The organism is Methylobacterium sp. D54C (assembly GCF_053345595.1).
In genome coordinates this window covers 1-258 of the sequence record NZ_JBKFAK010000281.1, presented here as the reverse complement: position 1 = coordinate 258, position 258 = coordinate 1, and the positions used below count along the sequence as shown (strand labels likewise).

The 258-nt window shown below is 66.7% G+C and carries 1 rRNA gene; it reads right to left on the bottom strand.

Annotated features, from left to right (window positions below):
* Positions 1–144: 144 nt before the first annotated feature.
* Positions 145–258, bottom strand: a 5S ribosomal RNA gene (gene rrf / locus ACLBYB_RS33530); the annotation flags it as partial.

Below are 258 nucleotides of genomic sequence, written 5' to 3'. Positions count from 1 at the left end.
CTGACGAGCTACCGGGCTGCTCCACCCCGCGCCAAGTCTGTGCGGCTGATCCGGGTCGACGCGGGCTCTGTGTGAGCGTGCGCCGTGTCCGGGGGCCGGATCGGTGTTCGTGGTGAGGGAAGGTGTGAGTCTTGCGATGGGCAGGTCTGGCGGCGACCGACTCTCCCGTGTCTTGAGACACAGTACCATGGGCGCTGGCGTGTTTAACGGCCGAGTTCGAGATGGGATCGGGTTCTGGGCACGCCGCTCAGGCCACCA